The sequence below is a fragment of the Clostridioides sp. ZZV15-6383 genome (assembly GCF_020657735.1).
GTDB classification, from domain to species: Bacteria; Bacillota; Clostridia; order Peptostreptococcales; family Peptostreptococcaceae; genus Clostridioides; species Clostridioides difficile_D.
This window is the reverse complement of record NZ_JAGWCV010000001.1, coordinates 1-24,734: the sequence shown is the minus strand read 5'-3', so window position 1 is coordinate 24,734 and position 24,734 is coordinate 1. Positions and strand designations below refer to the sequence as shown.

The following is a 24,734-nucleotide window of genomic DNA, read 5'->3' as shown; positions in this document are numbered from 1 at the left end:
TATATACTATTGGCATTTTAATTAGTTTATAGATTACAATTCTATAATTCTTCTAGTAATTTTAGATTCTATAGCTGTCTCTATTTCACTCAACATTCGTTCATTTTTAGGGTCAATAAAAGCACATGTATAGCCTTCTTCACCAGCCCTACCAGTTCTACCAATACGATGGATATAGTCTTCTGGTGTTTCTGGCAAATCGTAATTATATATATGACTTACTCCAGATATATCAAGACCACGAGAAGCTACATCTGTAGCTATTAAGTATTGTATATCTAAATTTCTAAATGATTTCATTATTCTTTCTCGTTTTGATTGAGCAATATCACTATGAAGTTTTTGACAATTGTATCCTCTTATAGCAAGAGCCTCTTCGAGATTATCAACTCTTCTTTTAGTCCTACAAAATATTATTGCCATAAAAGGATTATCTTCATCTAGAACCTTACATAAGGCATCCAATTTTTTTCTATCTGTAGTTTCCACTACTTCTTGTTTTATATTGTTAAGAGTAATTTCTTCTTTTTGGATAGAAACTACAACAGGATTTTTTGTATATCTATAAGCCAATTTTTTTACTTGAGAATTCATAGTTGCAGAAAAACATAGTGTTTGCTTTTTATTTGAAGTTTCTTTTAAAATAGCCTCAACTTCATTTTTGAATCCCATAAGTAACATTTGATCCGCTTCATCTAAAACAAAAGTTTTTAACTTGCTAAGGTCAATAGTTTTTCTATTTAGATGGTCTAAAAGTCTACCTGGTGTAGCTATAATCATATGAATATTTCCTTTTAGTTTATTTATTTGAGAACCAATATCCTTTCCTCCATAGGCTGCTAGAATACTTACATCTTTATATTCTTTAAGTTTCATAGCTTCTTCTGTTATTTGTATAGCTAGCTCTCTTGTAGGAGAAAGTATAAGTACTTGTATATCATTTATATCTAATGATATATTTTCAAATATCGGAAGTAAAAAAGCAAGTGTTTTTCCTGTTCCAGTTTGAGCTTCTGCTATGATATCTTTTCCTTCTTTTATCAATTGAATACTTTCTTTTTGTATAGGTGTAGGTGTTGTTATTCCTGATTTTCTTAGAATATTTATTGTATTTTCACTAATCCCTAAGTTCTTAAAATCCATTATTATCTTACCTTTCATGAAAAATTTTCTTTTTTATTAATCAATTAATAATATCATATTTGTAAGTATTTTTAGTAATTTTTTTGATTATTATTTATATTGTTTAGAAATATATGCAGATACTTTAAAATGGAATATAGCTTAAATTAAATTTTAGTAGGAATTTTAGAGGTTTATTTTTAAAGGTTTTTTGAAAATAAATCTATTTAAAAATTAAATTAAAATGCAAGAAAAACATAATAACTTTCATTTTTAAGAAGTTTTCACAAAAAAGAAAAAATATAGTGCAATAAATGATACAAAGTAATATAATAGATTACAAGATATGAAAAGTCAAAAAAATAAATTGCAAATGAAATTAAAATGAATAAAAAATAAAAAAATAATCATAAGTTAGAGATGTCAATGAAAAATAAGACCTAATGTTTTTAAAATTAAAAGTATACTAAGGGGGGCATTAATATGTGCATTATATCAAAAGATAGAGCAAAGGAAATAAAAATAGTAGATACTACTTTAAGAGATGGAGAGCAAACAGCTGGGGTTGTATTTGCAAATAGAGAAAAAATAATGATTGCTGAAATGTTAAGTGACCTAGGTGTTGACCAAATTGAAGTTGGTATACCTACTATGGGTGGAGATGAAAAAAATGTAATAAAGCACATATGTAGTAGAAATTTAAAATCAGATATAATGGCTTGGAATAGAGCAGTAATAAAAGATGTTGAAGAATCTATTTCTTGTGGTGTTGATGCAGTAGCTATATCGATATCAGTATCTGACATTCATATAGAAAATAAATTGAGAACTTCTAGAGGTTGGGTTTTAGAAAACATGGCCAAAACAGTTGAATTTGCAAAGAAAAATGGACTATATGTTTCAGTAAATGGAGAAGATGCTTCAAGAGCAGATATAGACTTCTTAACTGAATTTATAAATGTTGGAAAACAAGCAGGGGCAGATAGATTTAGATACTGTGATACAGTAGGAGTTATGAATCCTTTTTCTACAAAGAATGCAATAGAAACTCTTCATGAAAGAACTAATTTTGACATAGAAATGCATACACATAATGACTTTGGGATGGCAACTGCAAATGCACTTGCAGGAATAGCAGCAGGAGCAAATTATGTTGGTGTTACAGTAAATGGATTAGGAGAAAGAGCAGGAAATGCAGCATTAGAAGAGGTTTTAATGGCACTTAAGTGCGTCTATAAATGTGATTTAAATAATATAGATACTAGAAAATTTAGAGGAATATGTGAGTATGTAGCACAGGCATCAGGAAGAATTCTTCCTACATGGAAAGCAGTAGTTGGGGATAATATGTTTATACATGAATCTGGTATACATGCAGATGGAGCTTTAAAAGACCCACATAACTATGAACCATTTGACCCAAGTGAAGTAAATCTTGAAAGAAAAATAGTAATAGGTAAACATTCAGGAAGAGCTGCAGTTATAAACAAATTGAGTGAATATGAAATGTATATTTCTCCAGAAAACGCTACCAAACTATTAAATGCTATAAGAGCTACATCTATAAGATTAAAAAGAAGTTTGATGGATAAAGAGATTCTTCAATTATATTGTGATATACTAGCACATGAAAAAGGTACAACAGAAGAAGAAGCAGTTAGAGGTTCATATATTTAAGATATAATTGTTTAGGAGGAAAGTATGGGAGATAATATAGTTTATAAAATAATTAAAAAACATATAGTAGATGGAGAAGCTATTGCTGGTAACTCAATTGGTATAAAAATAGACCAGACTTTAACACAAGATTCTACTGGAACAATGACATATCTTCAACTAGAAGCTATGGGAATAGATAAAGTAAAGACTAAAAGAAGTGTGGCATTTGTAGACCATAATATGTTACAACAAGGATTTGAAAATGCAGATGACCATAAGTATATACAAACAGTGGCTGATAAATATGGAGTTTATTTCTCTAAGCCAGGCAATGGTATTTGCCATCAAGTGTTTTTAGAAAGATTTTCAACACCAGGAGATACACTTTTAGGGTCTGATAGCCACACACCTACTGCTGGAGGTGTGGGTATGATGGCTATTGGAGCTGGTGGATTAGATGTTGCATTAGCTATGGCAGGAGGAGCATACTATATAAAAGCACCAAAAGTCTGTAAGGTCAACCTAGTTGGGAAATTAAATAATATGGTATCATCAAAGGATATAATACTAGAAGTGTTAAGAAAACAAACTGTAAAAGGTGGAGTAGGTAAAGTTTATGAATATGGTGGAGAAGGTGTTAAAAGTTTATCTGTTCCACAAAGAGCTACAATAACAAACATGGGAGCTGAACTTGGAGCAACTACTTCAATCTTCCCAAGTGATGAAAAAACATTAGAATTCTTTAAGAGTCAAGGAAGAGAAGATACATGGATAGAGTTAAAACCAGATGCAGATGCAGTTTATGATGAAGAAATTACTATAAACTTGGATGAATTAAAACCATTAGCTGCAAAACCTCATAGTCCAGATAATGTAGATGAAGTTGAAAATATAGGAAAAATTAAAATAGACCAAGTTGCAATAGGAAGTTGTACAAATTCTTCTTATGAAGACTTAATGAAAGTAGCTCAAATCCTAAAAGGAAATAAGGTACATAAGGATGTGAGTTTAGTAATAGCACCAGGTTCAAGACAAGTTATGGAGATGATTGCTAGAAATGGGGCTTTAGCAGATATAATAAGTGCTGGAGCTAGAATACTAGAAAATTCTTGTGGTCCATGTATAGGTATGGGGCAATCTCCAGGTACTGACTCTGTGTCTTTAAGAACTTTCAATAGAAATTTCTATGGAAGAAGTGGAACTTTATCAGCAAAAGTATATTTAGTGAGCCCAGAAGTAGCAGCAGTAAGTGCAATCAAGGGAGTGCTTACAGACCCAAGAGAATTTGATATTAAATTTACAAACTTAGATGTAAATGAATTTTTGATAGATGATAGCATGATAATAAAACCTGCTGATGTAGGAAGTGATGTAGAAGTAGTTAGAGGACCTAATATAAAACCTTTCCCTCTTAATACAGAGCTAAGTCAGTCTATAGATGGAAAAATTATACTAAAGACAGAAGATAATATAACTACTGACCATATAATGCCATCAAATGCTAAGTTACTTCCTTTTAGAAGTAATATACCATATCTTGCAAACTATTGTTTTAACACTGTAGATACAGCGTTTCCTCAAAGAGCAAAAGACAATGGTGGAGGATTTATAGTTGGTGGAGATAATTATGGTCAAGGTTCAAGTAGAGAGCATGCAGCTTTAGCACCATTATACTTAGGTGTTAAAGGGGTAATAGTGAAGAGTTTTGCAAGAATTCACAAGGCTAACTTGATAAATAGTGGTATAATTCCAATAGAGTTTTGTGATGAGAAAGATTATGAAAACCTATCTCTTTTAGATAGTCTGGAGATACCAAATATTTTAGATAATTTAGCTAATGGAATTTTGGAAGTTAAGAACACAACTAAAGGAACTTCTTTTAAGGTTAAAGTAGAATTATCAGCAAAAGAAGTGGATGTATTAAAAGCTGGTGGAAAATTAAATTACACTAAAAATCAAGCTAATTAATATGAAAAGAGGGAATATTGAATGTATAAAGTGACACTTATACCAGGCGATGGAATAGGACCAGAAGTTGCGAAAGCTATGAAAAAAGTAGTAGAAGCTACTGGGGTAAAAATAGAATGGGAAGAAGTTAATGCAGGAGAGGCAGTTATTGAAGAGTATGGTACTCCACTTCCTGAATATATTATAGATAGTATAAAGAAGAATAAAATAGCTATAAAAGGTCCAATTACTACTCCTGTAGGTAAAGGATTTAGAAGTGTAAATGTAACTCTAAGACAGGCATTAGATTTATATGTTAATTTGAGACCTATTAAAAGTTTTAAAGGTATAAAATCAAGATATGAAGATGTTGATTTAGTAGTAGTAAGAGAAAATACAGAAGATTTATATGCTGGAATAGAGCATAAAATAGGTGATTATGCAGCTGAAAGTATAAAGATAATAACAAGAGGTGCAAGTGAGAGAATTGTCGATTTCGCATGTAACTATGTTAAAGACAATAAGAGAAAAAAAGTTACAGCTATACATAAGGCAAATATAATGAAAATGTCTGATGGATTGTTTTTAGATGTATTTAGAGAAGTAGCATCAAAACATGGTGTAGAGTATGATGATTTGATTGTGGATGCAGCAGCTATGAACTTAGTTTTAAATCCAGAAAATTACGATGTAATGGTAATGCCAAATCTTTATGGAGATATACTATCTGATTTAGGTGCTGGGCTTGTTGGAGGTCTAGGTATAATTCCAAGTGCAAATATTGGTAAAGACTGTGCGATATTTGAAGCTGTCCATGGAAGTGCTCCACAAATAGCTGGTCAAAATAAAGCTAACCCAACAGCACTCATTCAATCATCAGTAATGATGCTTAGATATTTAGGTGAATATGAAAATGCACAAAAAATAGAAACAGCTTTAGAAAAAGTGTTTCTTGAAGGAAGTAAATTGACTGTAGATTTAGGTGGTTCAGCTTCAACTACAGAGTTTGCGGATGAAGTGTGTAAATACATTATATAGATTTTATTTATGGAAAAAGTAGAATATAGATTAAAAGAAAGAGGCTGTCTCAAAATAGAGAGAAGCCTTTTTTCATTGTTGAAATGATAAAAATGTATTTATTTTATACAAAAGAGAGTTCCTCATAAACGAAAAAGTTCATTTTGAGAGACCCATTTTAATTTTAAAATTAATTGATTAATAGACAAAGAAAGATTAAATAAATTTATTGTTTTTAATTGAACTTTCAACCAATATATGGTAAAATTCAAATAAAGTTGAACTTTCAACTAAAAATGAATATATTGATTATGCGAAATTCTATGAAGCAGAAAACCTGTGACTTTAGTTGTGGGAGGTTCGGTGGAGGTGTGTTTGATTAAGACTTTATATAGTAATATATTAAGAGAAGTAGGTACTTTATCTAGAGTAGTAAATTCAATAAATGATATTAAGTACAAGGAATTAAAGTTACAAAAAGGACAATTTACATTTTTGACAAGAATCTGTGAAAACCCTGGTATAAATCTTGTGGAATTATCAAATATGTTAAAGGTAGACAAGGCTACAACAACCAAGGCTATACAAAAATTAATAAAGGCAGGATATGTAGATAAAAAGCAGGATAAGTTTGATAAAAGAGGATATAATTTAACTCCAACTGATAAATCTTTGGAAGTTTATGAGTTGATAATTGAAGAAGAGAATAGAAGTATAGAGATATGTTTTGAGAACTTTACAGATGAAGAAAAACAAGTGGCAACTAAATTATTAGAAAAAATGAGCAAAAACGTAGAAAATGAATGGTTTAAAGTAAAGAGATAGTAAATAAATACATTAACTTAAGGAGATATTTTTATGATTAGAAAAGCGAACATGAATGATTTAGAAAGCATTATGAAAATTATAAAATCTACAGTGGAAGAAATGAAGACTTATAATAATACACAATGGGATGAAAATTACCCATTAGAAAAAGACTTTGTTTCAGATATTAAGAAACAAGATTTATATATTTATGAAGTGGATGGAGAAGTAGCAGGGTTTATATGTCTTAATTATGAAGAGCCAGAAGAATATTTAGGCTTAAATTGGTCATCTAATATAAAAGCAATAGTAATACATAGAATGGCTGTAAATCCAAATTTTAGAAAGAAAGGAATAGCATCTAAATTAGTTGATTTTGCTGAAAAATTAGCTGGAGAAAACAGTGTATACTACTTAAAGAGCGACACATATTCAATAAATTCAAAAATGAATTCACTACTTACAAAGTGCGGTTTTATCAAAATTGGAGAAATGAGTTTTTTAGGAAAGGAGAAATCTTTCTACTGTTATGATAAAATATTATAAAAAGCATTTATAATACAAGGGGTAAATAATAGATTTTCAGTATTAGTAAGAGCATAATATAACCTAGTGTATACTATTATGAAAGGGATGATTTAGATGATTGAATTTCTAAAGAAAAGAAGAAGTATTAGAAAATACAAGGATATTGAAGTAGAAAAAGAAAAATTAGATAAAATATTAAAAGCTGCTCTTTTAGCTCCATCATCAAAGGGGCTTAGAACATGGGAATTTATAGTGGTAGATGACAAAGAAAAGTTAATTAATTTATCTCAATGTAGAGTTAAAGGTGGTGGATTTTTCTTAAAAAATGCACCTTTAGCTATTGTAATTATTGCAGATAAGGAAAAAAATGATGTTTGGGTAGAGGATGCAAGTATAGCTGCTTCATATATACAACTTCAAGCTCATGAACTAGGATTAGGTTCTTGTTGGATACAAGTAAGAAATAGGATACATGATGATAATATAGAAGCTGATAAATATGTTAGAGATGAGTTAAAAATACCTGATAAGTACAGTGTGGAGTGTATAATTTCTATAGGATATCCTGATGAAGAGAAGAGAGCATACTGTGACTCTGATTTGGACTATGAAAAGGTTCACTTTAATAGCTTTTAATATATAATATGTTGTATTAAGACATTATATTTTTTGATATTGTTAATATATACTTAAAATTGTAAAAATATATCTGAATTTTACTAACTTATCTAGGGGTTATGTACAAGGATTTTAAAGATAAATATAGAAATTAATGTTTATAATCGATACATAACTTGAGTAACAAAATTTAAGGAGGTTAAAATATGGGTATATTTAAAACAAAAATGGATGAGGACTGGAAAGTAAACTACATTAAAGAGTTTAATGAGATGAGAGATTCTTATGAGAGTAAACTTCAAAAAAAACAGTTTGAGGTAGATAGTTTGAAATCAGAATTGGATAGACTAAGAAGCTATAAAAATAGCCTTAAGCCAAAAGAAAAACAAATTACTGATGATGATATAAATAATATAAAGAGTTTAAGAAGAGATGGCTTAAGTTATAAAGAAATTTCAAATCAAACAAATTGGAGCAAAGCAACTGTAAGTAGAGTATTAAATGGACTTTACGATTAGCATATACATGGGGTGATTTAAATTGGGATGAAGTATAGTTATAAAAAATGTATAATAGATTCTATTTTATTGATGTTTATAGTTCAAATATTAAGGATGATTTTGAATTATGTACTTCTAAGTCAATTTGAATTTACTCTTGAAAATTTTAATATTATAAACTTAATTTCTTTTACATTAGTTGGCTTATCATTAATTTTATTTTTAAAAGATAATTCTTTGTATAACAAGGTGAGAAATAGAAAAATCACAGAGGCTTTTGAAGAACATAAAAACAATATACTTATTGAAAAATGTAAGCTGATACTTTTTATAGTGGTTTTATCTTTAGCAATAATTGCAACTTATTGCACTAAGGGATATATATTTTTTAATGTAACTATGATGACTTTGTCTGTATTGATAGTTCCAATATTTGAAGAGTTATTTTTTAGAGAATATATATGGAACTATCTAAGTAATTTTATAAAGTCAAAGAGTAAAATTATCTGTATAACATCTATATTGTCTGGAATTTATAATATAGGATATATAGATGTTATAAGAAATTACATAATATTGTATAACAATTCAAGCTACACCTTTGAAGTTATTATTTCAAAAGTTATGATAGGTACTGTTTTTGGTATTGTGCTTGGATTAGTTAAATCAAGGTTTAGAGATGTAGGGCTTTGTATACTATTGAGGAGCTTATTTGCTATATTTATTAGGTAGATAATAAAAATATTTGTATATATAGCTGATAGTTTACAGGAAGGCGTTCATAAAAAATGAGCGTCTTTTTTTGATTAATCAATATGATGTTAAAATCCAACTTAACAAACGCCAATTTAAAACAAGAGGGTAACATTATTACGATTACACCAAGTGCTAACTCCAATAATGGAAATGTTACTTATCATAAAGTTCCATAAAATGAAGTAGGTGCTTAGATTGCTTATAAAAAATTAAATGAGCAAGCTATGTTGGAATTTCACTTAGAAAGCTCTAAACAAACGAGCTTTAAAGTCAACATCATCAAATTAGGAAATGTGAAAGTCCAGAAGATTAATGAAGATACTGATAAACCATTATCAAATGTCAAACTACTATCAAATGTCAAACTACGCTTTGAATATTATGGAAACAAAGTCAGGGCTTTGAGTCAACAGAATATTAATTCTTACAAGCTTCTAAACGATACATCAACGATTACATTCAGTATAGGACATCAGATTGTAAAGCTAGTGAAGCCAATCTATCTGCAAGAATATAATCAAACTACGGCAATTGTTGGTGTGGAATATTTATAACAGCAAATAAAAACAACACAAATTTCACAATATGAATTGATCTTGGAAAAACAAGACAATTTGGAAGATTATAGAATAATTCATCGACTATGTACCTCTTTAAAAAAGTAGCAGCCAATAACAAGGAATAAAGACTTTGTTATTGGTTCTTTTATTATATGTGTTTTATTTTAAAATTTCCTCTTGCACCTAACACTGTGTCATGACCTAACATGATTATGACAGGAGATGATTTATATGCAAGAAATTAATTTTTTGAAACAGAGTGTTATTACTGAGCCAAAAGAATTTTTTATGGATTATGCGAGTTTACCAATTGGTATTCCAAAGCTTGTTTCATGTGTTCAAATTTAATTCATGGCTTTCAGCAGATTAAATTATTGATGTTGGACTTGGGGCTGGAATAAATAGTGGAATAATTATCTGTCGAGAAATCTATACAATCTTCTATAGCTACTTATACAAATATTTTTGATGAAATACAAATAAAAGAAAATTTAAAAAGAATTACTGGGAGGTATTTATGAAATTAAGTTGGCAAAGAAAGTTACTTATTTTTATGACTAGTCAAACTGTTTCCATGCTAGGGTCTTCTATTGTCTCTTTATCGCTAATCTGGTATGTAACTCTACAAACAAATTCAGGTATAGCAATTACGGGTATTACAATTACGACTTTTCTACCACAGGCACTTATTATGCTTGTGGGTGGAGTAATTGCTGACCGCTTCCCTTTGAAGAAGATTATTATGCTTTCTGATAGCTTCATTGCTCTTTCTACATTGTGTTTAGCTGTTATTTATGCAAGTGGAAACAACTCTATTCTATGGATATATGTTTTTAATAGTCTGCGTTCTATTGGAAGTGGTATCCAAATGCCAGCAACAAAAAGCATCTTGCCCTCATTTATTCCACAAGAAGAATTAATGAGGGCAAATAGTTACTCAACAACCACTTGGAGTATTATTCAACTTATTTCACCTGCATTTGCTGGTATTGCATTGAGTTTTTTCTCTCTTAGCGTTGTTTTAATGATAGATGTTATCACTGCTGTTATTGGTATTTTACTGCTACTAATTATCCCAATCAAAAACAAAGAAAGACACTCTTCTGAAAATGGATGGTTAGAGCTTAAACAAGGGGTTCAATACTTAACAAAATCAACTAAACTTAGAACTATCATAAGCCTTTATACACTATTCAATATCCTTGTTGTTCCAGCGTCACAATTAACACCATTATTAGCTTCTACTCGCTTGGATGATGATGTCTGGGTTTTGACGTGTGTCGAAATGGCATTTTCAATTGGAGCCTTGCTAGGAAGTCTTTATTTAGGGTATAAAAAAATAACCATTTCACATATGAAACTCGTGGGCTATTCCATTTGTATTTTTGGGTTATCAATGGGGTTACTAATTTATGCAAACTCAATTTGGTTATTCGCATTATTTATGCTCATTATGGGGATTGGAAGTCCATTGTATTACACACCAATTATTACCATGGTACAAGAATATAGTGACCCTACTTATATAGGGAGAATGTTTTCTTATGTTGATTTATTTAGCACATTAGCAACGCCATTAGGGATGATGATATTCGCACCATTAAGTAGTATTAACTTGGATTTCCCATTTATATTACCTAGTATTGCTTTGTTATTACTGGGAATATGGACATTCAAAAAAGCAAAATCATTTAAGAATATTCAATAGAGGTATCTAAATCTCTGTTAGGTACTCTTCTTCATTTGTTGTATGGAGACCAACAATAATTGTTAGCTGTTTGGAGGTATTGCATAGTAAATAATTAATTATATTGTTGAAGTGATTTTTTTAAATTTAATAATATTTGACAGTTTAGTCTATAATATGATATTTATATAAAATGGGATAAGTATGAATATTAATTATGAATGAGAGTGATTTACTTGAAAAAATTTTATGAAATATATTTAGATTTAGAAAAAGACATAAGAAATAATGTGTATGAAATAGGAGAACTTCTGCCAACGGAAGTAAAGCTTGCTCAAAAATATCAAGTATCAAGAGAAACTATTAGAAAAGCACAGGCTCTTTTATTAGAGAAGGGCTTTATACAAAAAAAACAGGGTAAAGGTGCTATTGTTTTAGATATAAATAAGTTTGAGATAGAAGGAGCAGGGCTAATTAGTTTCGACGAGTTACAAAGAAATAAAAACTTAGATACGGAAATAAATGTACTCAAAAATAAAAAAGAGATTATGCCTTTAGAAATTTGTAAGAAGTTAGATATAGATACAAAAACTAAGGTCATATCAGTTGAAAGACTTAGAAAAATTAATGGAGAAGCTGTTATTTTAGATAAAGATTATTTTATATTTGAAATAATACCAGAAATACCATTAAGGGCAGTTCAAAGTTCAATATTTAATTATATAGAGAAAAATCTAGAATTAAAAATAGGTTATGCAAATAGAGAGGTAACAGTAAATCCTGTTACAGAAGAGGATAAGCTGTTGCTAGATATTAGAACAGATACACATGTTGTAGTGATAAGAAGTGAAGTATATTTAGAAGATACAAGGTTATTTCAGTATCATGAATCCAGACATAGAGTTGACACATTTAGATTTGTGGATTTTGCAAGACGAAGAAATCTTTAGTACTAAAAAAGAGCGTCTAATGTACTGCATTCCAATCGTTAGATTTTTGGTTCAAAAATTGGAGTGCAGTACAGTTGATTTATGTGTTTCTTTAATTTTCTATAAATTCTTTATTAAAATATTTACTCTTTGAGAATAGGTATGTAAGTATACAAGTAATCGTTATAGAAAGACCCATTGCCAAGAAATAAACACCCCATTGTTCTGTAAATATAGATAAGAATGCTGGAATACCGGATATTCCTATAGAACCCGCTTTAACATTAAAGTAAGATACAACTCCTCCAGCGATACCTGCACCTATCATAGAGGCCATAAAAGGAAAACGATAACGTAAGTTTATACCAAATATTGCTGGTTCAGTAATACCTAGCCAAGCTGAAATTGCAGCTGTTAATGCAACTCCTTTGATTTTCTTGTTTTTTAATATGAAAAACATAGTTAAAGCTGCTGCACCTTGCCCAAGACTAGCCATAACTTGTATTGGCCATAATGTTGCAAATCCTAAAGTACCTATCATTTGTAAGTTTATACCTAAGAATAAGTGATGCATTCCTGTTATAACTAATGGAGATAATATAAATCCAAACAATGCACCTGCAAGTATTGCATTAATTTCAAATAATCCAAGGATTCCATTTGTGATTAAGTTAGCAAATGACATTGTTACAGGTCCTATAACAGAAAAAGTTAGAAAACCTGTTATTAATAATGTAAGAGGAGCAACAAAAATAAGTTGAACCATCTCAGGGATTTTTTTAGTCAGAAACTTTTCGATTGTTGCTAAAAGATAAGAAGAACATAGAACAGGAATTACTTGGCCTTGATAACCTATTTTAGCAATATTAAACCCAAATATATTCCAATAAGTAACAGCTTCAGGTGTTTTAGAGTATTGTGCACCAGGCATTAAATCTGGATTAATTAAAATAAGACCTAATACAATACCAAGTACAGGATTTCCTCCAAACTTTTTGACAGCTGACCAACCTATTAGTGCTGGTAAGAATGCAAATGAAGTATTTGCAATAAGATTAATCATATTAGATATGCCAGCCCAGTTGCTATGAACCTCTAAAAAAGGTTGTTCATAGAAAATTCCTGGATTTGCAAGTAGATTGTTTATACCCATTAATAAACCAGAGGCAACTATAGCAGGTAGTATAGGAATAAATATATCTGCTAGCACCTTTATAGCTCTTTGAAGTGGGTTTAATTTTTTAGTAGAAATCTCCTTAACCTCAGCCTTTGTCGCTTCTTTGAGTCCAGTAATTTCTAACAATATAGAATAAACTTTGTTTACAAGTCCTGGACCTATAATAACTTGAAATTGACCATTTGAAGTAAAACTTCCCTTTACTATATTTATTTGCTCTAACTGTTTTACATTAACTTTATTTTCTGAATGTAGAGCAAATCTTAATCTAGTAATACAGTGTGTTGCAGATATTATATTGTCTATTCCACCAATTGCTTCAAGAATTTGTTCAACCTGTTCTTTATGGTGCGCATTTTCTTTTTGTATACTCATAAAATTACCTCCCCCTAAAATGTAATGTTGTATAGACAAATCTTGAAATTAATATACCATAGACAATTTCCTATGTCAACGTTATCCTAGTTGTTTTTTATATTGATTGTCATAAAATATATTGTATAGCTTTGGAAAAACAGGAATACTATGTGATTAATAAAAAAAGATTGAGATTATATTTTTTATTTAGATTAAATATTGATTTTGATAACGAAAAGGTTTATCATAAATATATAAAATTTGTCTAGACAAAAAGAAAGGAAGTTTTATACATGGATTTCAAAAAAAAGCTATTTATCAGATATATCCAAAGTCATTTAATGATTCTAATGATGATGGAATAGGAGATTTAAAAGGAATTATAGATAAATTACCTTATTTATATAAATTAGGGGTGGATATAATTTGGATTAACCCATTTTTTGTGTTACCACAAAAAGATAATGGATATGATATTGCTGATTATATATAAAAAATATCAAGATTTCTATTTTATCAGAGATGGAAAAAAAGATAATAGACCACCAACAAATTGGAAATCTAAATTTGGGGGAAGTGCTTGGGCTAAGTTTGGAGATACAGATAAATATTACTTACACTTATATGATATTACACAAGCTGACCTAAATTGGCGTAATCCTGAAGTCAGAAAAGAACTATATAAAGTTATAAATTTTTTGGTTGGATAAAGGGGTTAAAGGGTTTAGGTTTGATGTAATAAACGTAATTGGTAAAGACGAAGATTTGAAGGATTCTACAAATAATGTAGGCAAAGAAATGTATACAGACAAGCCTATTGTTCATGAGTTTATCAAAGAAATGAACAAAGAAACTTTTGGAAAGCTTGAAAGTATAACGACTGTTGGAGAAATGTCTTCAACAACTATTAAAAATTGTATATTATATTCCAATCCTAAAGAAAAAGAGCTTTCAATGACATTTAATTTTCATCATTTAAAAGTAGATTATGAAAATGGAGAAAAGTGGAGTAACAGACCCTTTGATTTTATACTGTTAAAAAAGATTTTAAATGAATGGCAAGAACAAATCGAAAAAGGTGGCGGATGGAGTGCCTTATTTTGGAATAATCATGACCAACCAAGAGCAATTAGTCGATTTTGCAAGGAAGAATATAGGGTAGAAGCATCAAAAATGTTAGCTGCAACAATACATTTACTAAGAGGAACACCATATATATCAAGGTGAAGAAATCGGTATGATAAATCCAAGCTTTGAAGAAATCAATGACTATTTGGATGTTGAAACTCATAACGCATACAATGAGCTGTTGAGAAATGAAGTTGAGAAAGAAGAAATAATGAATATTGTAAAATTTAAGTCTAGGGATAATAGTCGTACGCCTATGCAATGGTCAAGTAAGTTAAATGCTGGATTTACAAATGGGATACCATGGATTAAAATAGCTGAAAATTATAAAGAGATAAATGTTGAAAGGGAGCTTAAAGAAGGGTCAATTTTTAACTTCTATAAAAGTCTAATATCTTTAAGAAAAGAATTGGACATTATATCTGAAGGTAGTTACAAAGGGATTTTGTTAGATAATGATAAGGTTTATGCTTATTTAAGAAGCTTAGAAAATGAACAGTTAATAGTATTTAATAATTTCTATGATTATGAAGTTGAAGTAGATATTAGTGAAGAATTTTTACAAAAACCATTTACATATTTAATAGGAAATTATACAAAGAGAGATTTAGAACCTAAGTTAAGATTAAAACCTTATGAAACAGTATCATTTTACAGTAAATAAATAGACAATAATAGAAAGAGGTAATATTAATGAAACCAAATATTTTACTTATGATTTCTCATGATAGTGGAAGAAAATTTAATAGCTATGGATATAATGTAGAAACTCCTTATGTAAATAAACTAGCTAAAAAAGGAATTCAATTTGATAACTATTTTTGTGTTGCACCTCAATGTAGCCCTAGTAGAGGTAGTATCTTAACTGGATTGTATCCTCATAATAATGGATTAATTGGACTTGCACATCTAGGTTTTTGTATAGATGCTAAACATACAACACTTCCTATGGAGTTACAAAAAAATGGATATGAGACAACATTAATAGGATTAAGTCATGAAACTATAAATGAAGCTCCACCAATAGAAGATAGAGTATTTTCTTCAACTTATGACTTAGGATATGATAACTTTATATCAGTTCCAGGTGATAGAGCTCCGAGAGTTGCTGAAGAAGTGATTAAATTTTTGGAAACATATAAAAAAAATCAAGAAAAACCATTTTATTTAAATGTTGGATTTTTTGAGACTCATAGAGATTTTGATGAATATGAACCATATGCAGATGGACTAGATGAAGTAGAGGTATTTAAGTTTTTACCTGATACAGAGGATGTAAGGAGAGATATAGCTCTATACAATGGTTCAGCAAAAGTATTGGATGATGCAATAGGCAAAATATATAATAAATTAGAAGAAACAGGATTAGATAAAAATACAATTGTTATCTTTACAACAGACCATGGTGTTGCTTTTCCAGGAGCTAAAGGAATGTTAAAAGAAGCAGGATTAGAGACAGCTCTTATAATTGTATTACCTGAATCCTCTCAAAAAAACGTGAAAAAAGAAGCATTATTATGTAATATTGATTTACTTCCGACCATACTAGATTTAATTGAAGCTGAAATCCCTAAAAATATAGATGGAGAAAGTTTTGTTAAGTTATTAAAGACAAGTGAAGATATAGGAAGAGATTCATTTTTTACAGAAATGACATGGCATGACCAGTATAGACCAATGAGAGGTATAAGAACTAATGAATATAGCTATGTTAGAAACTTTGAAGATGGACCTAAAATATATATTACAGTTGATTCACATTTAAGCTTATCTGGTAAAGCTGTAAGAGATAAATTCTATGTTCCTAATGAGAAAGAAGAACTTTACGATTTAAGAAAAGACCCACTAGAAGAAAATAATCTAATAAATGATTCAGATTATCAAGATATAGCAAATGAATTGAGAAAGAAAGTTGATAATTGGATGTTAGAAACGCATGACCCACTTTTAAAAGGTCCTGTAAAAGGGACAGGTTCAAATAGATGGAAAACAGAAATAGAAGAGGGTAGAGCTTATCCAGGAAGAGATGAATATTATAGACTATTATCTGATAAGTAGAAAATATTAAACAAGTAAAAACATTAAACAAGTAAAAATATATAATAAAGAAGGTTTTTTATAATGAAAAGTATATCAGTTTTAATTAAACCCGTTTCATCGTTATGTAATTTGAGATGTAGATATTGTTTTTATGCAAATGTGAGTGATTTAAGAGGAGTAAAATCCTATGGTGTTATGCAGGAAGATACTGTAAAAAACATAGTAAATAATACATTTGAAATTTTGAATAATGGAGATATAGTTACATTTGCTTTTCAAGGTGGAGAGCCAACTTTAACAGGATTAAAATTTTTCCAATATTTTATTGAGTATGTTAGTAAAATGAAAAAAAATATAACAGTAAATTACTCTATTCAAACGAATGGAACGCTTATTGATAATCAATGGTGTGAGTTTTTAAAGAAAAATAATTTTTTAGTAGGATTATCATTAGATTTACTAGAAGATTTACATGATAAAAATCGTGTATATTCAGATAATAAGGGAAGTTATATAGATGTAATAAATACAAAAAAACTACTGGAAACATATAAAATAGACTTTAACATACTATGTGTTTTGACAAATCAGATTGCGCTTAATCCCAAAGAGGTTTTTAATTTTATAAAAGTAAACGAGGTAAAATATATACAATTTATCCCTTGTTTAGATGACTTAAACTGTGAAACTAAGTCAGAGTACTCTTTAGAACCTAAATATTTTGCATACTTTTATAAAATAATATTTAAGTTTTGGAAAAATGAGTTTAATAAAGGTAATTATATAAGTATTAATTTGTTCGATAACCTTATATCCATTTTAATTACAGGAATTCCAAGCACCTGTGGGATAATCGGAAAATGCCAACCACAATTTGTAATAGAGGCTGATGGAAGTGTATATCCATGTGATTTTTATGTACTAGATAACTTTAATTTAGGTAATATAAAAGATAATACTTTATTGGATATTTTAAGAAAATCTACAATGCAAGAATTTTTACATAAAGATATAAATAAAGAAAATATTTGTTTAAATTGTAATTTTTATAGAATATGTGGTGGTGGATGTAAAAGAATGAAAAGTTCTATGTATATTGATTCTAGTAACGACTACTGTGGATATAAAGATTTTCTAATGTCTACTTTTAATGACTTAGAAAAAATATCAGAGTTAATATATAAGTGTCAAATACACAAATAGTTTTTGTACTTACAATCCTAAATTAAAGTGATTAAAAATTATGTATAATCAAAGGATTTTAAGTAGAGTAAATTTAGTTAGGATGATTTTAAATGAATGTAATTTTATTTTCAATAGCCATACTTGCAACAACTATAGGAGCTATAACAGGTATTGGTGGAGGTGTAATAATAAAGCCAGTACTAGATTTGATTGGGGTATTTGACATTTCGACAATAAGTATATTATCATCATTTACTGTGTTATTGATGGCAATTGTTTCTGTATATAGGCAAATTAAATCAAAACTTTTTAAAATAAACTTTAGACTTATTTTAATTGCTGGAGCGTCAGTATTAGGAGGGACTATAGGTCAAAGGTTATTAGATTTATCTATTTCATATGTAAATAATCCTTCTCTAATAAAAATAACTCAAAATATTATAATGATTATTTTGTTAGTAGAGGTATATTTATATAGAGATAAAAGTTTAAATGTTAGGTTTAATACTAACATTACATATTTTATTGTTGGAATTTTTTTAGGGGTTATATCTTCCTTTTTAGGAATAGGTGGAGGCCCTATAAATGTAGCTGTATTTACAATATTATTTGGATTATCAGCTAAAGAAGCTGCATTTAATTCTATTATAACTATTTTATTTTCTAATATTTCAAAGTTAGTTACAGTTTTCATAAATACAAGGTTTGGTATATATGATTTATCTGGATTACCTTTTATGATAATAGGAGCAGTGCTGGGAGGAATTATAGGTTCATCTATTAGCAAAAATATGGATGATAAAAGAGTTAAATATATGTTCTCGTATATGACTATAATTATTACTGGAATAAATATATATAGTATATTTCAGGTAATCTATTTTATGAATTAAAGTGTATAATGTAGATAACACTAGAAGTTAATTTAAATTATTGGAATGAGGAGATTTAATATGTTTAAAAGTCAACTATTACAATTTATATAAACTAATAAAAATAAAATATTATTAATCAACTTATTGAATGGAGGAATAAAAATGAAATTTGTAACTTTCTGTACTGGCAATGAAGAAAATATAGGTGTATTTAACTCAGAAACAAATAGTATATATGAAATTAATAGTTTGGGATTAAGTAAATTATATACAGATATGAATGATTTTATTGAAAATGTATCTACAGGAGATTTAGAAAAAATAAAAAACAATTCATTTGAAAATGCAAAGTGTTATAAGTTAGAAGAAGTTAAATTATGTTCCCCAATTGTAAGACCTAAAAAAGATATTATATGTTTAGGTCTAAACTATAAAGACCATGTCAATGAAATCCCAGATGGAGTTATAAAAAATGTAGTTATGCCAGATTATCCAATTTATTTTTCTAAGAGAGCAGACAAAATAATCGGAGTAGATGATAAGATAAGTTTACATGGAGATTTGGTAGAGAAGTTGGATTATGAATCAGAACTTGCAGTAATTATAGGTAAGGAAGGTATAAACATATCAAAAGAGGATGCTAATGAATATATATTTGGATATACAATAGTGAATGATATAAGTGAAAGAGCACTTCAAGATAAACATGTTCAATGGTTTAGAGGAAAAAGCTTAGATACACATACATCTATGGGACCTTGCATAGTACATAAAGAAGAATTTGAACATCCTTTAAAATTAGATATAAGTAGTGTGGTAAATGGAGAAGTAAGACAGAATTCTAATACAGAATACTTTATATTTGATATACCTACTGTAATAAGTGATTTATCAAGAGGGATGACTCTAAAGCCAGGAGATATAATTTCAACTGGAACTCCAGCAGGTGTTGCTATGGGAATGAATCCTCAAGTATATTTAAAACATGGCGATATAGTTGAATGTAAAGTCGAAGGAATAGGAGTTTTAAAAAATATAGTTGATTAATGGATAAATATACCATATAATTTTATTAGTACGAATAATTTAATTAATATAGGATTAATCAAACTTATGATTAATTTATTATAGAGAGGGATGAGTATATGGCAAAAGAACTAGAATTAAAGTATGGCTGTAATCCAAACCAAAAACCATCAAAGATTTATATAAAAAATGGAGAACTTCCTATAGAAGTATTAAATGGGAAACCTGGATATATAAATTTTTTAGACGCATTTAATAGTTGGCAACTTGTAAAAGAATTAAAAGAAGCTACAGGTCTTCCAGCAGCAACTTCATTTAAACATGTAAGTCCAGCAGGAGCAGCAGTAGGAGTACCTTTATCAGATACTTTAAAGCAAATATATTTTGTTGATGATTTAGAGCTTTCTCCATTAGCTTGTGCTTATGCAATGGCAAGAGGAGTAGATAGAATGTCTTCTTATGGTGACTTTATAGCACTTTCAGATGTATGTGACAAAGAGACTGCAACTATTATAGCAAGAGAAGTTTCTGATGGTATAATAGCTCCAGGATATACAGATGAAGCTCTTGAAATATTAAAAGGAAAGCGTAACGGAAACTATAATATTGTAAAAATAGATGAAAATTATACTCCTGAACCTATTGAAACAAAGGATGTTTATGGAATTACTTTTGAACAAGGTAGAAATGAAATATTAATAAATGAAGACATATTAAAAGACATTCCAACTGATAATAAAATTTTTACAGATAATGCAAAGCGTGATTTAATTATAGCCCTTATTACATTAAAATACACACAATCAAATTCAGTTTGTTATGCTAAAGATGGACAAGTAATAGGAGTAGGTGCAGGTCAACAATCACGTATTCATTGTACTAGACTTGCAGGTAATAAAGCTGATATTTGGTATCTTCGTCAACATCCTAAAGTATTAAACCTAAAATTTAAAAAAGACATAGGTCGTCCAGATAGAGATAATACTATTGATGTATACCTTTCTGATGATTATATGAATGTACTTGCTGATGGTATATGGCAAAACTTATTTGAAGAAAAACCAGAGCCTTTAACTGGAGAAGGAAAAAGGGAATGGCTTAAAACTTTAACAGGAGTAGCACTTGGTTCAGATGCATTTTTCCCGTTTGGAGATAATATAGAACGTGCAAAAAGAAGTGGAGTAAGCTTTATAGCACAACCAGGTGGTTCTATTCGTGATGACAATGTTATATTGACTTGTAATAAGTACAATATAGTTATGGCGTTTACTAAAAATAGATTATTCTATCATTAAAATATGGAAAATATAAAGACATTATAGATTAAATAAAAATCTACAACAAGTTTTGTTGTAGATTTTTTTATTTGCTGTATAATTTTAAATAGAACTTTATTTTTAGATATTCAATTTGGAGGTTGATATGGCTTTAAATATAAGAAACTATAGCCTATTATGTAATCAAGGGACAGCTAAATTCAATGAAGATGTAGTCGGTATAAATCCATTTGGCGCATGGGTTTTAGATGGTGCTACAGGACTTAATGGAAAAAATTTAGTATCAAATGAAAGTGATGCAAGGTGGTATGTTCAGTGGTGGAGTAGGTATCTATATAAAAATATAAATAAAGAAGAATCATTAAAGAGTATTATTAATACTGGAATAATAGAAGTAAAAAAAGAGTATGAATTAAGATTAAATGGGATTAAGGTTAAAAAGTTAGATTTACCATCGAGTTCTATAGCTGTTGTAAAATTTCATGAAAATAAAGTAGAGTATTTTTTATTAGGAGATTGTGCTTTGTTTATTAAAAATGGAGATTCTAAAGTTATAAAAGATAGAAGTATTTGTAAATTTGATGATATTGTATTTGATGAAATGAGCAAACTTTCTAACTTAGAAGAAATGACATTTGATGAGATTAGAGCTAGTGTTATGGATACAATAGTAAGCAATAGGTTGAAGAAAAATACGAAAGATGGATATTGGATATTGGATTTTGATGAGGAAGCTGTGGAAAATTCTATATATGGATACATTGAAATAAAAAAAGATTTTCAATTGATGCTAACGAGCGATGGTTTTACAAGTGCATGCGATAGATATAATCTAATAAAAGAGGAAGAATTGATACGTATAGCAGAAAAATTTGGTATAGGATATATACACAACAAAGTAAGAGATTTTGAAGATAATGACTATAAAGCAATTAAAGTACCAAGATTTAAAGTAAAAGATGATTCATCTTGTTTATATTTAGATATATATAATGATTAGACTTTATAAAACTATTTAATTTTAGAAGGGAGGTAAGCGAAAAGTGAAAATTCTTCATATAATAACACAAAAACCAAATAGTACAGGTAGTGGTATATACTTGTCTGGCATGATAAAAGGGTTTGAAAAGATAGGTCATAAGCAAGCTGTAATTGCAGGAATAGATGTGAATGATGATGTAAATTGTTTTCCAAGTGATGTAAGTTTTTATCCAGTAAAGTATAATTATGGAGAGTTAAATTTTCCTGTTGTAGGCATGAGTGATTCTATGCCATATGAAAGTACAAGATATAAAGATTTAAATATAGACATGATAAATAGATTAAAACATCAATTTAAAGTAAATATAGATAAGGCTATGAATGACTTTAAACCAGAACTTATAATATGTCATCATTTATATCTTTTAACTGCATTTGTTAGAGAGATTGTAAAAGATATAAAGGTCATGTCTATATGTCATGGAACTTGTTTAAGACAATTAAATACTATTGATTTAGAGAAAGAATACATAATATCAAATATAAGAAAGTTGGATTTAATATTTGCCCTTCATGAAAATCAAAAATATGATATTATAAAGACTTTTGGAGTCAGTGAAAATAAAGTAGTTGTAATTGGTAGTGGTTATAATGATGATATTTTTTATAATAAAAATTACAAAGTAAAAGATGATAAAATAAAAATAGTATTTGCAGGTAAGATATGCAAATCAAAGGGACTTATTCCATTTATAAAAGCGATATCTAAATTAAAGTATCGTAAAGATTTAATAGAAGTCAATTTTGCAGGTACTGGAAGTGATATTGAATCATATAATGAGATATTCAAACTAGCAAGTAAATCTCCATTTAAGATGAATTTTCTAGGTAAATTAGAACAGAGAGAATTAGCTGAATTATTCAACAGGTCACAAATATTTGTGTTACCATCATTATATGAGGGATTACCAGTTGTGGTTTTAGAAGCTTTATCTTGTGGTACAGATGTAATTAGTACTGATATTCTTGGTGTTAAAGAATGGATTGGTAGTGAGATTAATGATTCTGGAAAGATAGAGTATGTTCCTCTACCTTTTATGGAGAAAGAAGGTATTCCAAAAGATGAAGAGTTATATGTTTTTGAAAACAATTTGTATAATTCAATAGATTCTAAAATACAATCTTTACTGAATAAATCAAATAAGAAGATGTCTATAGATATGTCAAAAAAAACGTGGGATGGGCTAGCATATAGAATGAATGAAGTTATTTTAATCGATGAATTATGTTTAATTTAGAATTATTTAAAATATAAAAAGTGTAACTATTTTTATACTATTTTTAAGTGATTTTATATTATACTAGTAATAAATATATTTGTGTTTTTAGGGAGGTAATCATGAGGCTTAGTAAAAAGATATTAGCATTAGGTATTTCAGCACTATTGTTAAGTATTAGTTTTCCAACATCAATAAACGCACTAGATAAGATTGAAAATATTCAAGGGGTAGATAAATATGAGACAGCTGGGCTTATTTCAGACAAGCAAGATTTTACAACAGCAGTTCTTATCAACTCTGATTCTACAATGGTAGATGGTATTGCTGCTAGTGGTCTTGCAGGAGTAAACAACGCAGCTATTTTATTAACTAATAAGGATGATATACCAGAAGCAACACTTCAAAGACTTAATAGGGTTACTAAGATATATGTAATAGGTGGAGAAAATTCTATAAGTAAAGACGTAGAAAAAATGTTGCTTATGAGAAGAATGCAAGTTATAAGAATTGATGGAGTAGATAGAGTAGATACAAGTTATAAAATTGCAGCTGAAATAGAAAAAATTAAAAGCAGTGATAAAATGTTTTTAGTAAATGGATTTAAAGATGAAGCTGATGCAGTGAGTGTTGCATCTGTTGCGTATAGAGATGGAGCTCCTATTATATTGACAAAAGACATAGCCTCAGCAGAAGAAGATACGGATTTAGACCCATGGTTTGGAGTTTCTCCTGTTCCAGTATATGCTATTGGAGGAGAGTCTACATTAAGTAATTACATAGTGAGTAGATATAGAGCAACTAGAATTGGTGGTGCTGATAGATATCAAACTAATAAAAATGTTATTGAAAAGTTCTATAATGGAGCAAAAGAGTTCTATGTAACAAGTGGAGATGATTTAGTTTATGCTTTAGTTGCATCACCACTTGTAAAAAATGTTCCTGTAGCTTTAGTTTCAAATAAAAGTGATAAGAGTATATTAAATGGAGCTAGTAAAGTAACAGCAATAGGTATAAGTGATAAGAATATTATAGAGCAGTGTTTGGATGCTGTAAACGTGATAGAGTGTCATTAGTAAAGTGAATATATACATTGAAGATTAGTAGATTATTCATTTTATCATGGTATAAAATGTATGAGAAGAGGCTGTCTAAAAATTAGTATAATCCCCTTATAGTAGACATTTAAATAAAAGGCCATTATAATAGGTCTAAAAAGTGTATACTCTAAGGGGGTTTTTCTATGTCTAAAAAACACAAAAAATATAGCAAAGAACTTAA

24 protein-coding genes are annotated in these 24,734 nt (G+C 28.9%); 22 read left to right on the top strand and 2 right to left on the bottom strand.

From position 1 onward, the window contains the following. Positions 1-33 precede the first annotated feature (33 nt). Positions 34-1,161: a DEAD/DEAH box helicase gene (locus KGF42_RS00105; protein WP_227821546.1), complete on the bottom strand. Its 1,128-nt coding sequence runs from the start codon at positions 1,159-1,161 to the stop codon at positions 34-36. 444 nt (positions 1,162-1,605) lie between these two features. Between KGF42_RS00105 and nifV the strand changes: the two genes are divergently transcribed. From nifV to treR, 10 genes are all read left to right on the top strand, one after another. Beyond that, positions 1,606-2,799 carry a homocitrate synthase gene (gene nifV / locus KGF42_RS00100; protein WP_227821545.1) on the top strand — a complete coding sequence of 398 codons (1,194 nt, stop codon included), beginning with the start codon at positions 1,606-1,608 and terminating at the stop codon, positions 2,797-2,799. A gap of 24 nt (positions 2,800-2,823) precedes the next feature. Next, positions 2,824-4,749 (top strand): aconitate hydratase, encoded by a 1,926-nt coding sequence (locus KGF42_RS00095; protein WP_227825485.1) that lies wholly within the window; start codon positions 2,824-2,826, stop codon positions 4,747-4,749. A 21-nt stretch (positions 4,750-4,770) separates the two neighbouring features. Then, entirely contained in the window at positions 4,771-5,766 is a 996-nt protein-coding gene (locus KGF42_RS00090; protein ID WP_227821543.1) for an isocitrate/isopropylmalate dehydrogenase family protein, read from the top strand. Positions 5,767-6,120: 354 nt separating this feature from the next. Further along, on the top strand, positions 6,121-6,570 hold the full coding sequence (locus KGF42_RS00085; RefSeq protein WP_227825484.1) for a MarR family transcriptional regulator: 450 nt from the start codon (positions 6,121-6,123) through the stop codon (positions 6,568-6,570). A gap of 33 nt (positions 6,571-6,603) precedes the next feature. Beyond that, positions 6,604-7,098: a GNAT family N-acetyltransferase gene (locus tag KGF42_RS00080; RefSeq protein WP_227821541.1), complete on the top strand. Its 495-nt coding sequence runs from the start codon at positions 6,604-6,606 to the stop codon at positions 7,096-7,098. 96 nt (positions 7,099-7,194) lie between these two features. Further along, positions 7,195-7,716 carry a nitroreductase family protein gene (locus KGF42_RS00075; RefSeq protein ID WP_227821540.1) on the top strand — a complete coding sequence of 174 codons (522 nt, stop codon included), beginning with the start codon at positions 7,195-7,197 and terminating at the stop codon, positions 7,714-7,716. Between the two features lie 188 nt (positions 7,717-7,904). Continuing rightward, a complete protein-coding gene (locus KGF42_RS00070) occupies positions 7,905-8,216 on the top strand; it encodes a helix-turn-helix domain-containing protein (protein ID WP_054272796.1) in 312 nt (103 codons plus the stop codon). 27 nt (positions 8,217-8,243) lie between these two features. Further along, a complete protein-coding gene (locus KGF42_RS00065) occupies positions 8,244-8,930 on the top strand; it encodes a CPBP family intramembrane glutamic endopeptidase (RefSeq protein WP_227825483.1) in 687 nt (228 codons plus the stop codon). 1,101 nt (positions 8,931-10,031) lie between these two features. Continuing rightward, the gene (locus KGF42_RS00060) at positions 10,032-11,222 is read left to right on the top strand and encodes an MFS transporter (RefSeq protein ID WP_227821538.1); all 1,191 of its coding nucleotides are present in this window, start codon (positions 10,032-10,034) and stop codon (positions 11,220-11,222) included. A 215-nt stretch (positions 11,223-11,437) separates the two neighbouring features. Further along, positions 11,438-12,151 carry a trehalose operon repressor gene (gene treR / locus KGF42_RS00055; protein WP_107594407.1) on the top strand — a complete coding sequence of 238 codons (714 nt, stop codon included), beginning with the start codon at positions 11,438-11,440 and terminating at the stop codon, positions 12,149-12,151. Between the two features lie 91 nt (positions 12,152-12,242). Here the strand turns inward: treR and treB are convergent, their stop codons facing one another. Next, positions 12,243-13,682: a PTS trehalose transporter subunit IIBC gene (gene treB / locus KGF42_RS00050; RefSeq protein WP_227821537.1), complete on the bottom strand. Its 1,440-nt coding sequence runs from the start codon at positions 13,680-13,682 to the stop codon at positions 12,243-12,245. A gap of 397 nt (positions 13,683-14,079) precedes the next feature. Between treB and KGF42_RS20370 the strand changes: the two genes are divergently transcribed. From KGF42_RS20370 to KGF42_RS00005, 12 genes are all read left to right on the top strand, one after another. Continuing rightward, a complete protein-coding gene (locus tag KGF42_RS20370) occupies positions 14,080-14,157 on the top strand; it encodes an alpha-amylase family glycosyl hydrolase (RefSeq protein ID WP_413926978.1) in 78 nt (25 codons plus the stop codon). Next, a complete protein-coding gene (locus KGF42_RS20365) occupies positions 14,129-14,374 on the top strand; it encodes an alpha-amylase family glycosyl hydrolase (protein WP_413926974.1) in 246 nt (81 codons plus the stop codon). The genes KGF42_RS20370 and KGF42_RS20365 overlap by 29 nt, the downstream gene beginning before the upstream one ends. Then, positions 14,367-14,891, top strand: coding sequence for an alpha-amylase family glycosyl hydrolase (locus KGF42_RS20360; protein ID WP_413926973.1), 525 nt, complete (start codon positions 14,367-14,369; stop codon positions 14,889-14,891). The genes KGF42_RS20365 and KGF42_RS20360 overlap by 8 nt, the downstream gene beginning before the upstream one ends. A gap of 10 nt (positions 14,892-14,901) precedes the next feature. After that, entirely contained in the window at positions 14,902-15,456 is a 555-nt protein-coding gene (locus KGF42_RS20355; RefSeq protein ID WP_413926972.1) for an alpha-glucosidase C-terminal domain-containing protein, read from the top strand. Positions 15,457-15,485: 29 nt separating this feature from the next. After that, entirely contained in the window at positions 15,486-16,850 is a 1,365-nt protein-coding gene (locus KGF42_RS00040) for a sulfatase (protein WP_227825482.1), read from the top strand. 63 nt (positions 16,851-16,913) lie between these two features. Next, complete coding sequence (locus KGF42_RS00035) at positions 16,914-18,035, top strand: radical SAM/SPASM domain-containing protein (protein ID WP_227825481.1); 1,122 nt, start codon at positions 16,914-16,916, stop codon at positions 18,033-18,035. A 92-nt stretch (positions 18,036-18,127) separates the two neighbouring features. Next, the gene (locus KGF42_RS00030; protein WP_227825480.1) at positions 18,128-18,910 is read left to right on the top strand and encodes a sulfite exporter TauE/SafE family protein; all 783 of its coding nucleotides are present in this window, start codon (positions 18,128-18,130) and stop codon (positions 18,908-18,910) included. Positions 18,911-19,054: 144 nt separating this feature from the next. Continuing rightward, positions 19,055-19,939 (top strand): fumarylacetoacetate hydrolase family protein, encoded by an 885-nt coding sequence (locus KGF42_RS00025; protein ID WP_054272804.1) that lies wholly within the window; start codon positions 19,055-19,057, stop codon positions 19,937-19,939. 98 nt (positions 19,940-20,037) lie between these two features. Then, a complete protein-coding gene (locus tag KGF42_RS00020) occupies positions 20,038-21,213 on the top strand; it encodes a phosphoribosylaminoimidazolecarboxamide formyltransferase (RefSeq protein WP_227821523.1) in 1,176 nt (391 codons plus the stop codon). A 127-nt stretch (positions 21,214-21,340) separates the two neighbouring features. Continuing rightward, the gene (locus KGF42_RS00015; RefSeq protein ID WP_227821522.1) at positions 21,341-22,195 is read left to right on the top strand and encodes a hypothetical protein; all 855 of its coding nucleotides are present in this window, start codon (positions 21,341-21,343) and stop codon (positions 22,193-22,195) included. A 43-nt stretch (positions 22,196-22,238) separates the two neighbouring features. Then, positions 22,239-23,474, top strand: coding sequence for a glycosyltransferase family 4 protein (locus KGF42_RS00010; protein ID WP_227825479.1), 1,236 nt, complete (start codon positions 22,239-22,241; stop codon positions 23,472-23,474). Positions 23,475-23,575: 101 nt separating this feature from the next. After that, positions 23,576-24,529 carry a cell wall-binding protein Cwp25 gene (locus KGF42_RS00005; protein WP_227825478.1) on the top strand — a complete coding sequence of 318 codons (954 nt, stop codon included), beginning with the start codon at positions 23,576-23,578 and terminating at the stop codon, positions 24,527-24,529. The last annotated feature ends 205 nt before the right edge of the window (positions 24,530-24,734 follow it).